Below are 11565 nucleotides of genomic sequence, written 5' to 3'. Positions count from 1 at the left end.
CCGGCGGCGTTCCCGGCCGCAGCGCCCGCCGCGCAGCCGGGGCCGGTCCCGGCCGCGCCCGCGCCGCCGTCGAACCTCGCCGTCGACACCCAGGCCAGTCTCGAGGCGGTCCCGCCCGCGCCGCGTCCGGCCGCTCCCGCCAAGACGGCGGCAGCCACCCCGAACCCCACGCGGTCCACCAGTTCGCGCCGTCCCGGCCGGGTCCGCAAGGCCCGGCTCCGGCTGCTCCGGGTCGACCCGTGGTCGGTCATGAAGACGGCGTTCCTGCTGTCGGTCGCGCTCGGCATCACGCTGTTCGTCGCGGTCGCGGTGCTGTGGTCGGTGCTCGACGCCGCCGGCGTCTTCAGCTCCATCGACGACATCGTCACCGACATGACGGCGTCCGACAGTAACTCCGGCATCGACATCAACCAGTACGTCGAACTGTCCCGCGTGCTCGGCTTCACCACGCTCATCGCGGTGGTCGACGTCGTCCTGCTGACGGCGCTGGCGACGCTCGGCGCGTTCCTGTACAACCTCTCCGCGAGCCTGCTCGGCGGCCTCGAGCTGACCCTGGCCGAGGACGACTGAGCCGGTGCCCGCGGCGGCGGTCAGCCGGTTTGGGTTGGCCGCCGACGGTGAGGTACGCTGCTGCGGCGCACCTGGTGCGAAACCCCGGGCCTATAGCTCAGACGGTTAGAGCGCTTCCCTGATAAGGAAGAGGTCACAGGTTCAAGTCCTGTTAGGCCCACCCACCTTGAAGCCCCCATCGGCCAGCCCGACGGGGGCTTTCTCGCACCGGTGCGGCGGTCACTGGGCCGCGGTGAAGCAGATCTGAAGTCGTCCTGCGGTTGGCTTGGTGCTCGGAGTCCGAGCTGTCGATCAGCAGGAGGAGCAGTCATGGGGACGACATACCTGCACGCGGTGGCCTCGCTCGACGGTTACATCGCTGATGAGCGCGACGAGGTGGGGCCGCTGCACGACTGGTACTTCAGCGGCGATCATCCGCTCGTCGACGACGACCATCCTGAGGTTCACGGCGCGCCGTTCAAGGTCTCGGCGGCGTCGGCCGAGTACGTGCGGGGCATGTGGGCCCGCCAGAGCGTTCTGGTCGTCGGGCGGCACCAGTTCGACCTGACCAACGGCTGGGAGGGGCATCCGCCGGCGAGCGACCACGTGGTGGTCGTGTCGCACCGGCCGAAGCCCGACGGCTGGCACCCGGAGGCGTCGTACCACTTCGCCACCTCGGTGGAGGAGGGCATCGCCCGCGCTCAGGAGCTGGCCGGCGACGGCGAGATCGGGGTGGGCGCCGGCGACGTCGGCGGCCAGGCGCTGGCGCTGGGACTGATCGACCACGTGGCCATCGACGTCGTTCCGGTCGTCTTCGGCCGTGGCAAGCCCTTCTTCGGGACCCTCACCGACGGACACCTGATGCTCGGTGACCCCGACGTCGTCATCCAAGGGACCGGGGTGCTGCACCTGCGCTACCCGGTGCGTCGGGCCCCTTCCTGACCGGCCGCGGCGTCGTGCCGCCTGCGCCGGTCCCGGTAGGCTCGGCGCCGTGAGGACGGTGTCGCGGCTGCTCGTGCTGGCCGCGCTGCTGCTCGGCATCGTGCTGATGCACCACGTCGCCGGCGCCGGCCACGCCGACGGGCACAGCCCGGCGCACGAGCCCGCGGCGGCGGCCCACGCCGAGGGGCACGACGGCGAGCCGTCGCCGTCGCCGTCGGGCCATGAGCTGGTGCATCTGTGCCTGGCGGTCCTGACGGCTGCGGTGCTGGTGCTGGCCGGCCGGGTGCTGCTGCGCCGGCTGCCGCCGCTCGCCCGGCGTGCCCGCGACGCCGTCGTGACCTGGCCGGCCCGCCGGGTACGACCCCCGCCGCGCCTGTATGGCTCCGCGCTGCTGACGTCCCTGTGTGTACTGCGGACGTGACGGTTCGGTGTATCCCGACCGCCGTTCACCCAGTCTCGAAGGGACCCCTACGTCATGGACCGCAGGCGCTTCGCCCTGCCCGCCCTCGCCCTCGTCGTCCTGGCCGGCTGCGGCTCGTCCGACGACGGTGACGACTTCAGCCCTGCCGACGTCGAGTTCGCGCGGCAGATGATCCCGCACCACGCCCAGGCCGTCGAGATGGCCGGCATGCTGCCGCCCGACGGCGTCAGCCCCGAGCTGGTCGAGCTGGCCGCCGCCGTCGAGGACGCCCAGCAACCGGAGATCGACCGGATGACCGCGATGCTCGACCGTTGGGGGTACGTGCCCCCGCCGCTGGAGGGCGGCCACGCGCACGAGATGGCCGGCATGCTCACCGACGACGACCTCGCCGCGCTGGACGCCGCGACCGGTGCGCAGTTCGAGCGGATGTGGCTGACCATGATGATCGAGCACCACGAGGGCGCGATCGCGATGGCCCGGGCCCAGCTCGACGACGGCATCGACCCGGAGGCACGCGAGCTGGCCGAGCAGATCGTCGACACGCAGGAGGAGGAGATCGCGCGGATGGAGCGCATGCTGGGGTGACGTGATTCCGACGTCGCCCTGCTGCCGCCGGGGGCTCTGCGTTAACCTCACACGAGAGTCGACCACCGTCTGGAGGCGGACCATCGTGTTCAACAAGAAGATCCTGTTCGGAGCGGTCGTGGCCGTGGTGGGCTACCTCGGTTACCGCCGCTACCAGTCCGGACGGGCCGAGCAGGACCTGTGGGCCGAGGCCACGGATCCCATCCCGCCCGCCGACCCGCGCTGATCCCTGCATCACCGACGGCCGCGTGAGCCCTCGTCCGTTCGTGGCGAGGTCTCCGCGGCCGTCTGCTGTCTTCTCGACTTGAAGTTGACGTAACGTCAACGATTACCGTCGTGGACGGATCGGAGAGCCCGGTCCGGGTGAACGACACGGAACACACGATGAGCTGGTCGATCAACGAGGTGGCGCAAGCGTCCGGGGTGACGTCGCGGACGCTGCGGCACTACCACGCGATCGGACTGCTCGAGCCGGCGTGGACCGCCGACGGAGGCCGTCGCTACTACGAGCAGGAGCAACTGCTGCGGCTGCAGCGGATCCTGCTGCTGCGCGAGCTCGGTCTCGGGCTGGACGCCATCGGCGAGGTGCTCGCCGCGCAGGACGGCGCCAGCGCCGTCGACGTGCTGCGGCGGCACCGCGCCTGGCTGCTGGCCGAGCGGGACCGGATCGACCGGCTGGTCGAGACCGTGGAGTCCACCATGACCACCCTCGAGAAGGGAGGGACCATGACGGCGAACTCGATGTTCGCGGGGTTCGAGCAGAACCCCTACGAGGAGGAGGCGCGCTCGCGCTGGGGCGACCTCGCCATCGACGACGCGACCGCCCGGATGCGCGGCTGGTCGGCCGACCAGGCGACGCAGGCTCGGGAGGGCTTCGGTGCGGCGCTGGCCGCACTCGCCACGCTCCGCGCCGACGGCGTACCGGCAGACGACGCGCGGGTCCAGGACGTCGTGGACGGCCACTACCGGTGGGTGTGCCTGTTCTGGACGCCCGACCGCGACGCCTACCGCGGCCTCGCCGACCTCTACGTCGACGACGACCGCTTCCGCCAGAACATCGGCCAGGGCGACGACGCGCTGGTCGAGTACCTCCGCGACGCGATGAAGGCCTACGCCGACTCGCGGCTCGCGTAGTGTCCGGCGGGTTCGGGAGAGCTGCAGATCTCCCGGCCCGCGGGGTGCCGGATTCGTAGAGAATTCGCTGTACAGCGCGGTGACGCGCTATGGTTGGCGGCGCGGTTCGGCCGCGCGCCCTCGGCGTGATGGCCGCTCCGCACCATCGGGGACGTAGCTCAATTGGCAGAGCACCGCCTTTGCAAGGCGGGGGTTAGGGGTTCGATTCCCCTCGTCTCCACCAGCGACGGGGTCGGACGGCGTCGAGACACTCCAGCGCGGCCTCACGACGAGCCATGGCTGTGAGCCGACATCGACAACGCTGATGACGGCGTGGCCGATCATGAAGACTCGGGCGTCACCAGCGATGCCGTGTGACCGGGCGCGGGCGGCGTCGCCGTCGTCACGGTGACGGCGCCGACATCGCTCACACCGCCGGCCCAGTCGTCCACCACTCGTCGTCACCCTGAGCGACGGCAGGTCGTCACGGAGAATGTCGGCTCACACCATGGCACGTTGAAGTGCTCCTTCATTCGGGCATATCCGGCACGGATGGTCACTTTCAACGAGCCATGGGTGACCGCCGACGTGCCATGCACATCCTCCGCAGCGAGGCACCAGCGCTGCGGTTGAGCAGGTCTCGCCCTGTCGTTCACCATCGGATCGTCGATCCGGCGATGCGCAGGTCGTACTGGTCGACGACGAAACAGATGTGGCCGTTCGCGCGGGCATGGTCGCGTGCCGCCGCCTCCGCCGTCCCGTAGCGGATGAACGGCCGCCCGACCCATGGGCAGTCGGCGCAGCGCCCGCGGTAGCGCAGCTGACCCTGGGACATGTCGGCAGATTAACCGGTGACAATGCATCGGGCGTCAGTAGCGACTACTGCTTTCTCCGTCAGGTCGTCACGGCCGCCGCCCTGGTCGAGGGGGCGACGTTGAAGTTGTGCCGGAACACGTTGCCGGGGTCATAGCGGTCCTTGAGCTCGCGCAACCGCTCCAGCGTCGCCGGCGGGAAGGCCGCGGCCAGCACCTCCGGGGTCTGGTCGGTCTCGAAGCTGAGGTAGAGACCGGAGAAGAACGGCTGGAGCGTCGCCCATGCCTCGGCCAGCCGCTGGGCGTGGCCGCCCATCGCCGTCACCGCGAAGTTGGCCGACCGGTGCGCGTACGCCGTCGCGTCGGACGGCACGTCCGACACCGCGCCACCCACGGCACGGATCTGGAAGAAGTAGATCGCACCGCTGGCCAGGGCGGACGCGACGGCCTCGGCGAACTCCGGCGTGATGTGCTCGACCAGTCCGCTGTGCGCCAGCGGCTCGCCGGTCGCCACGTGGGCGGGGCCGGTGGCGTTCTGCATGATCGAGGCGTACGGGGTGATCGTCACCTCCTGGTCGTAGAGCGGGGCGATCGACGCGATCTCCTGCAGCCGGGCGACCACGACCTCCGGATCGGACGACTCGACCACCGACCGGGTCTGCGCGACCGCCGGCTGGCCGTTACGGGGCGGACCCATCACGAGGAAGCTGGTGAAGTCGCGCGGCGCGCCCTCGACGGCGGCGCCCCAGCGGACCAGGTAGTCCGCGATGTCCTCGGCGACCTGGGTGAGGAAGCCCCAGCCGACGTCGCCCACCTCGTCGGCGACGAAGTCGAAGAAGGTGACGATGCCGAAGTTGCCGCCCGCGCCGCGGACCGCCCAGAACAGGTCCGGATGCTCGGTCTCGCTGGCCCGCACCACCGATCCGTCGGCGAGCACGATTTCGACCGCGCGCAGATGGTCGATGGTCAGCCCGTGCGACCGCGACAGGTACCCGATCCCCCCGGCCGTCGCCAGGCCGCCGACGCCCACCCCGCCGTAGTCGCCGGACGACAACGCCCAGCCGTGCGGTGCCAGTGCCGTCGCCACGTCCATCCAGCGGGCGCCGGCGCCGACGCGCACCAGCCGCTGCGACTCGTCCAGCACCTCGATGTGGTCCAACCGGCCGACGTCGATGACCAGGCCGCCGTTGTTGGTCGATCGCCCGCTGATGCCGTGGCCGCCGCTGCGGATGCCCAGCGGCAGGTCGGGGTGGCGCCGCGCGTACGCCAGCGCCTCGACCACCTCGGCGGTCGACGACGGGCGCAGCACCAGGCCGGGCGACCCGCCGCGCAGGTAGCCGCCGCGCAGCGTTCGGTAGCCGGGGTCGCCGGGCTCGACGGCGGAGTCGCGCAGCGACGCGGGCACGCCGTCGTAGTCGATGCCCTCGCGACGGGCCGCGAGCGCCGCCGCCGGCCGGATCCGCTCGCCCGCGGAGCCTGCGGGCACAGCCGCGTCGACGGCCAAGCGCAGCGCCGGCATGACCTCTTCGGCGAACTGCTGCATGGTGCGCGGGTCGTCGCCCATGACGATGAACGTGCCGACGCCGTCCTCGACGACCAGCGGCAGCAGGTCGTCGACCCAGTCCTGGCTGGTGCCCTGGAGGAAGCCGGTGCGCGACGGGCCGAACCGTCCGCCGATGTTGAGCAGGCGGCGGATCTCTCGCGGATCGCGACCGGCGGCCTGTGCGGCCTCGTCGATGATCGCGTTGCCGCGCTTGAGGTCGCCCGGCTCGAGGTAGGGCAGGCTGGGCAGCCACCCGTCGCCCTTCTCGCCGATCAGCCGGAGCATGCGCGGCTTCAGCGCGCCGATCCACAGCGGGATCGGGTGCTTCGGCGCGGGGCCGCGCTTGGCGCCGTCCAGCCGGTAGAACTCCCCCCCGACCCGCGCGCCGCCGCGCGCGTCCACGTCCCACAGGGCGCGGATCACGTCGATCGCCTCGCTCAGCGCCTGCACGGACTCGCCGGGGGTGAGCCGGCGCCCGCCCATCGCCTCGATGGCGTCCCAGAAGCCGCCCGCGCCGATGCCCAGCTCGGCCCGGCCGTCCGAGAGCAGGTCGAGGCTGGCCGCCGCGCGCGCGAGGACGGCCGGCGTCCGGAGCGGGATGCTGTGGACGTTCGCGGACAGCCGCACCCGCGACGTCTGCGCGGCGACCCACGTGAGCAGCGTCCAGGTGTCGAGGAACGCGGGCTGGTAGGGGTGGTCCTGGAACGTCACCACGTCGTATCCCAGCTGCTCGCTCAGCTGGGCGAGCGCGACGGGGGTCTGCGGCGACTGGTTGGTGGGCGTGATGAAGGTGCCGAACTCGAGACGGTGGCCGTAGTTCACGATCCTCAGTCTCCGGAACGGCATGACACTTGGCCAACATGCCGTTAGCGACTTATCATGAGTAAGTGGCTATCGATACCAGAGTTGCTCCCGGGCGGCCGGCCACCGGATACGAGCACATCGACGACGAGAAGTGCCGGCTGTTCACGGGCTACATCGAGATCATCGGCAAGAAGTGGAGCGGCGGCATCATGATGGCCGCGGCGCGCGGCGCCACCCGCTTCGTGGAGTACCGCGCGGCGGTCCGTGGCATCTCCGACCGCCTGCTCAACCAGCGGCTCAAGGAGCTCGAGGCCGAGGGGCTGATCGAGCGGACGGTGGTGCCCACCACGCCGGTGCTGGTGCAGTACCGCCTCACCGAGCGCGGCCGGAGCCTGATGCGTGCGCTGCAGCCGCTGGTCGCGTGGAGCGTCGACGAGTACGAGCGCACGCATCGGCGGCCCGATCAGGCTCGCGCGTAGCCCACGTCGTCGATCGGCCGGTCGTCACCCGTGGGGCAGGCGCCGGCCATGCGCCCGGTCACATTCGGCGCCCGCGGTCCGTCAAGGGATGTGACGACACCAGAGAACGCGAGAGTGGGACCCGATGCGCGACGACGAGTGGCTGGCTCAGCGGTTCGAGGAGAACCGGGCACGCATGCGAGCCGTGGCCTATCGCATGCTCGGCTCGGCCGCCGAGGCCGACGACGCCGTGCAGGAGGCGTGGCTGCGGCTGAGCCGGACCGACACCAGTGACCTGCACAACCTCGGCGGCTGGCTGACCACCGTGGTGTCGCGGGTGGCTCTGGACATGCTGCGGTCGCGGACGTCGCGGCGCGAGGACCCGCTCGACGACGGCGACCGCGGCGCCGCCACCGTCGACGCCGCCGCGCCCGACCCCGAGGGCGAGGCGATGCTGGCCGACGCCGTCGGTCCGGCGTTGCTCGTGGTGCTGGACTCGCTCGCGCCGGCCGAGCGGCTGGCGTTCGTCCTGCACGACCTGTTCGCCATGCCGTTCGACGAGATCGCGGTCATCCTCGAGCGCACGCCGGCCGCCACCCGGCAGCTGGCCAGCCGGGCCCGTCGCCGGGTCCAGGGCGCCCGGACCGCGTCCCCCGATCCGGTCCGGCAGCGGCTGGTGGTCGACGCGTTCCTCGCCGCCTCGCGCAACGGCCAGTTCGACGACCTGCTCGCGCTGCTCGACCCCGAGGTCGTCCTCCAGGCCGACCAGCGGGCGGTCGAGAACGCCGCGGCGGCCCGAGCCCAGGGTGCGCCGCCCCTCGAGCGGCTCATCCACGGTGCGGCCGCCGTCGCGGGCACCTTCTCCGGCCGCGCCCAGGGCGCGCGGCCGGCGCTCGTCGACGGGGTCCCGGCGGCCGCGGTGGGCGTGGGCGGAGCGCTGCGCGCGGTCTTCCGCTTCACCTTCGACGGCGACCACATCACCGCCATCGAGATCGTCGGCGAGCCCGACCGGCTGGCGGCGATGGACGTCACGGTGCTCCGCTGATCCCGGGCACCGCCCGGAGGGGATAGGATCGCGAATGCCCGGGCTGCGGCCCGGGTGCGACGAGTGTCTGCGAAGTCCGGTTCGATTCCGGCGCTGTCCCGCAACTGTGATGCCGCCCGCCTGCCGCGGACGGACGAGCCAGGTCGCCAGCCTCGTGGCTCGGATTCGTCCTCGGTAGAAGGGCGGTTCGCAGATGGCGCCCCGCCATCCGCGCCCCTTTACCGTCGTGAAGGAGGCGTACGTGCGAACCACCCGTCCCCTGCGGCTCGCTCTGCTCGCGGCCGCGCTCCCGCTCGTCCTCGTCGCGTGTGGCGACGACGACGGCGACGACACCGCCGCGCCGAGCGGCGCCCCGTCGTCCGAGACCGCCGGCGCCGGCGACGCCGCCGCGTTCCCCGTCACCGTCGACACGGAGAACGGGCCGGTGGAGATCGCCGAGCAGCCGGAGAAGATCGTCTCGCTGTCGGCCACGGCCACCGAGATGCTGTTCGCCATCGGCGCCGGCGACGCCGTGGTGGCCGCCGACTCGTACTCCACCTACCCGGCCGAGGCACCGACCACCGACCTGTCCGCGTTCGAGCCGAACGTCGAGGCGATCGTCGGCTACGACCCCGACCTCGTCATCGCCTCCAGCGACCCGGGCGAGCTGGTCTCCGGCCTGGCCGCGGTGGACGTCCCCGCGATCGTCCTGGCCCCTGCCGTCACGCTCGACGACACCTACACGCAGCTCGAGCAGCTGGGCGCCGTCACGGGCCATGTCGGCGAGGCCGCCGAGCTGGTCGGGCAGTTGCGGTCCGAGGTCGACGAGCTGGTGGCGCAGGTGCCCGCCGACGCGCCGCCCGTGACGTACTACCACGAGCTCGACGCCAACCTGTACACCGTCACCAGCAGCACGTTCATCGGCGAGATCTACGGGCTCGCCGGCATGACCAGCATCGCCGACGATGCGCCCGACGCCGCCGGCGGCTACCCACAGCTGTCGCCGGAGTTCATCGTCACGGCCGACCCTGACGTCATCTTCTTCGCCGACGGCGGGGTCGGCGGCGTCACGGCCGAGGACATCGCGGCCCGGCCCGGCTGGGACCAGCTCACCGCCGTGCGGGAGGACCGCGTCGTCGAGGTCGACCCCGACATCGCCAGCCGCTGGGGGCCGCGCATCGTCGACTTCCTGCGGACCGTCGTCGAGGAGCGGACGGCGCTCGCGCCGGTCGAATGACGCCGTGAGCCGTGCCGCCGGTACCGAGCAGGACGCCGCGACCCCGACGTTGCGGCCGGTCCGGCTGCCCCGGCGCTGGCTGTTCGGGTCGCTCGCGGTCCTCGTGGCGGCGGTCCTGCTCGGCCTCACCGTGGGGCCCGCGGGACTGCCGCTGCGCGGCGTCGTCACCGAGATCGTCAACCTCGTCCCGGGCATCGACCTCGCCGGCGGGCTGGACGACCGCGAGGCGGCGGTGCTCTGGCAGCTGCGCGCGCCGCGGGTGGTGCTCGGCCTGCTGGTCGGTGCGATGCTCGCCCTGGCCGGGGCCGGGTACCAGGGCGTGTTCCGCAACCCGCTCGCCGACCCCTACCTGCTCGGCGTCGCCGCCGGCGCCGGGCTGGGCGCGACGTTCGCGATCGTCTCCGGCGGCAACCGGCTGCTGGTGCCGTTGGCGGCGTTCACCGGCGGCGTGCTCGGCGTGGCCGCGACGTACGCGCTGGGCCGCAGCGTGGGCGGCCGCAGCACCAATTCGCTGATCCTGGCCGGGGTCGCCGTCGCGGCGTTCCTCACTTCGGTGCAGACCTACGTCAACCAGCGCAACTCCGACTCGCTGCGCGAGGTGTACGGCTGGATCCTCGGCCGGCTGCTCACCGCCGGATGGGACGAGGTGCTGGCGGTGCTGCCGTACATCGCGGTGTCGGCCGTCGTGATCCTGGCGCACCGCCGGCTGCTCGACGTGCTCAGCGTCGGCCCCGACGAGGCCGGCACGCTCGGCGTCCCGGCGGCCCGGGTCCGGCTGACGGTGGTCCTGGCCGCGACGCTCGGGACGGCGGCGGCGGTGTCGGTGAGCGGGCTGATCGGGTTCGTCGGCATCGTCGTCCCGCACATCGTGCGCATGCTGGCCGGTTCGTCGTACCGTGTCGTGCTGCCGCTGGCGGCCGCCGTCGGCGCGACGTTCCTGGTGGTCGCCGACCTCGTCGCGCGGACCGTCGTGTCGCCCGGCGAGCTGCCCGTGGGTGTGGTGACGGCGTTCGTCGGCGCGCCGTTCTTCACGCTGGTGCTGCGCAGCGCGCGGAGGACCTGGTGACCGCCCTGACGGCCGACCGCGTCGGCGTCACCCTGCTGGAGCGGCGGGTGGTCGACGACGTCAGCCTCACCGTCCCGGCCGGGACGTGGGTCACGCTGGTCGGGCCGAACGGCGCGGGGAAGTCGACGCTGCTGCGGGCGGTGTCCGGGGCGGTCGAGCACGCCGGCACCATCGCGTTCGACGGCGTCGAGGTGGCGCGGCTGCGGTCGCGGGAACGGGCCCGTCTGGTGGCCGTCGTCCCGCAGGATCCGGCGCGGCCCGACGGCATGACCGTCCTCGACTACGTACTGCTCGGGCGCACGCCGTACGTGCCGTATCTCGGGACGGAGTCGGCGGAGGACCTCGCGGTGGCCGGCGAGCTGCTGGACACGCTGGAGCTGCGCTCGCTGTCCGGGCGCCTGGTGACCGAGCTGTCCGGCGGGGAGTTCCAGCGCGCCGTGCTGGCCCGGGCGCTGGCCCAGCAGGCGCCGGTGCTGCTGCTGGACGAGCCGACCAGCTCGCTGGACCTCGGCCACGCCCAGCAGGTGTTGGAGCTGGTCGACGAGCTGCGGGCGTCGCGCGGTCTGACGGTGGTCAGCGCGCTGCACGACCTCACGACGGCCGGCCAGTTCGCCGACCATCTCGTGCTGCTGGTCGGCGGCCGCGTGGTGGCCCAGGGGTCGGCGCAGGAGGTGCTGACCGAGGAGCTCATCCGCGAGCACTACGGTGCGCGGGTGCGCGTGGTGACCGACCCGCAGGGCGGCGTCGTGGTGGTGCCGCTCCGGTCGCGCCCGGCCCGCGGTCAGGAGGGTGTGGCGTGAGCGCGGCAGCCGTGGCGGTCGCGACGGCGCTCGACGCGGCGTTCCGGGAGCCGCCGCTGGCCGTGCATCCGGTGCGGTGGGCCGGGCGCTACCTGGCGTGGGCCGGCCGGTACGTGCCGGCGGGCCCGCCCGGCCATGCGCTGGTCGCCGGCGGGCTGGCATGGGTGGCCGGCGCGGCGACGGCGTACGGCGCGGGCGTCGCGGTGTCGCG

13 protein-coding genes, 2 tRNA genes, 1 pseudogene and 1 riboswitch are annotated in these 11565 nt (G+C 72.6%); of the genes and pseudogenes, 14 read left to right on the top strand and 2 right to left on the bottom strand.

Features of this window, described 5'->3' with window-relative positions:
• The 8 genes from DY240_RS32825 to DY240_RS12820 form a co-directional block, all read left to right on the top strand.
• On the top strand, positions 1 to 570 hold a 570-nt coding region (locus DY240_RS32825), incomplete at its 5' end, for a DUF3566 domain-containing protein (protein WP_199701409.1).
• 86 nt (positions 571 to 656) lie between these two features.
• Positions 657 to 730, top strand: a tRNA-Ile gene (locus tag DY240_RS12845).
• Positions 731 to 879: 149 nt separating this feature from the next.
• Entirely contained in the window at positions 880 to 1491 is a 612-nt protein-coding gene (locus tag DY240_RS12840) for a dihydrofolate reductase family protein (protein WP_119660274.1), read from the top strand.
• A 49-nt stretch (positions 1492 to 1540) separates the two neighbouring features.
• Entirely contained in the window at positions 1541 to 1912 is a 372-nt protein-coding gene (locus DY240_RS12835; protein ID WP_147375306.1) for a DUF6153 family protein, read from the top strand.
• A gap of 54 nt (positions 1913 to 1966) precedes the next feature.
• The gene (locus DY240_RS12830; protein WP_119660272.1) at positions 1967 to 2497 is read left to right on the top strand and encodes a DUF305 domain-containing protein; all 531 of its coding nucleotides are present in this window, start codon (positions 1967 to 1969) and stop codon (positions 2495 to 2497) included.
• 85 nt (positions 2498 to 2582) lie between these two features.
• On the top strand, positions 2583 to 2723 hold the full coding sequence (locus DY240_RS32820) for a DLW-39 family protein (RefSeq protein ID WP_169790490.1): 141 nt from the start codon (positions 2583 to 2585) through the stop codon (positions 2721 to 2723).
• A 158-nt stretch (positions 2724 to 2881) separates the two neighbouring features.
• The gene (locus DY240_RS12825; RefSeq protein ID WP_119660277.1) at positions 2882 to 3631 is read left to right on the top strand and encodes a MerR family transcriptional regulator; all 750 of its coding nucleotides are present in this window, start codon (positions 2882 to 2884) and stop codon (positions 3629 to 3631) included.
• Positions 3632 to 3778: 147 nt separating this feature from the next.
• Positions 3779 to 3854, top strand: a tRNA-Ala gene (locus tag DY240_RS12820).
• Between the two features lie 408 nt (positions 3855 to 4262).
• Here DY240_RS12820 and DY240_RS12815 read toward each other — a convergent pair.
• Together DY240_RS12815 and DY240_RS12810 are read right to left on the bottom strand one after the other, a co-directional pair.
• Positions 4263 to 4445 (bottom strand): hypothetical protein, encoded by a 183-nt coding sequence (locus DY240_RS12815; RefSeq protein WP_119660271.1) that lies wholly within the window; start codon positions 4443 to 4445, stop codon positions 4263 to 4265.
• Between the two features lie 59 nt (positions 4446 to 4504).
• Positions 4505 to 6790, bottom strand: coding sequence for an LLM class flavin-dependent oxidoreductase (locus DY240_RS12810; protein ID WP_119660276.1), 2286 nt, complete (start codon positions 6788 to 6790; stop codon positions 4505 to 4507).
• Between the two features lie 62 nt (positions 6791 to 6852).
• Between DY240_RS12810 and DY240_RS12805 the strand changes: the two genes are divergently transcribed.
• The 6 genes and pseudogenes from DY240_RS12805 to DY240_RS12780 form a co-directional block, all read left to right on the top strand.
• Positions 6853 to 7248, top strand: coding sequence for a winged helix-turn-helix transcriptional regulator (locus tag DY240_RS12805; RefSeq protein WP_119660270.1), 396 nt, complete (start codon positions 6853 to 6855; stop codon positions 7246 to 7248).
• A 124-nt stretch (positions 7249 to 7372) separates the two neighbouring features.
• Positions 7373 to 8272 (top strand): sigma-70 family RNA polymerase sigma factor, encoded by a 900-nt coding sequence (locus DY240_RS12800; protein ID WP_119660269.1) that lies wholly within the window; start codon positions 7373 to 7375, stop codon positions 8270 to 8272.
• A 23-nt stretch (positions 8273 to 8295) separates the two neighbouring features.
• Positions 8296 to 8441: riboswitch (cobalamin riboswitch) on the top strand.
• Positions 8442 to 8513: 72 nt separating this feature from the next.
• On the top strand, positions 8514 to 9488 hold the full coding sequence (locus DY240_RS12795) for an ABC transporter substrate-binding protein (RefSeq protein ID WP_199701407.1): 975 nt from the start codon (positions 8514 to 8516) through the stop codon (positions 9486 to 9488).
• Positions 9489 to 9537: 49 nt separating this feature from the next.
• A complete protein-coding gene (locus tag DY240_RS12790; protein ID WP_119660275.1) occupies positions 9538 to 10554 on the top strand; it encodes a FecCD family ABC transporter permease in 1017 nt (338 codons plus the stop codon).
• Positions 10551 to 11354 carry an ABC transporter ATP-binding protein gene (locus DY240_RS12785; protein ID WP_119660267.1) on the top strand — a complete coding sequence of 268 codons (804 nt, stop codon included), beginning with the start codon at positions 10551 to 10553 and terminating at the stop codon, positions 11352 to 11354. The genes DY240_RS12790 and DY240_RS12785 overlap by 4 nt, the downstream gene beginning before the upstream one ends.
• Positions 11351 to 11565: pseudogene (locus tag DY240_RS12780) on the top strand (cobalamin biosynthesis protein); the annotation flags it as partial. The gene DY240_RS12785 and the pseudogene DY240_RS12780, both read left to right, overlap by 4 nt.

The sequence above is a fragment of the Jiangella rhizosphaerae genome, from assembly GCF_003579925.1.
In the GTDB taxonomy this organism is placed as follows: Bacteria; Actinomycetota; Actinomycetes; order Jiangellales; family Jiangellaceae; genus Jiangella; species Jiangella rhizosphaerae.
This window is presented reverse-complemented; position numbering and strand designations above follow the sequence as displayed.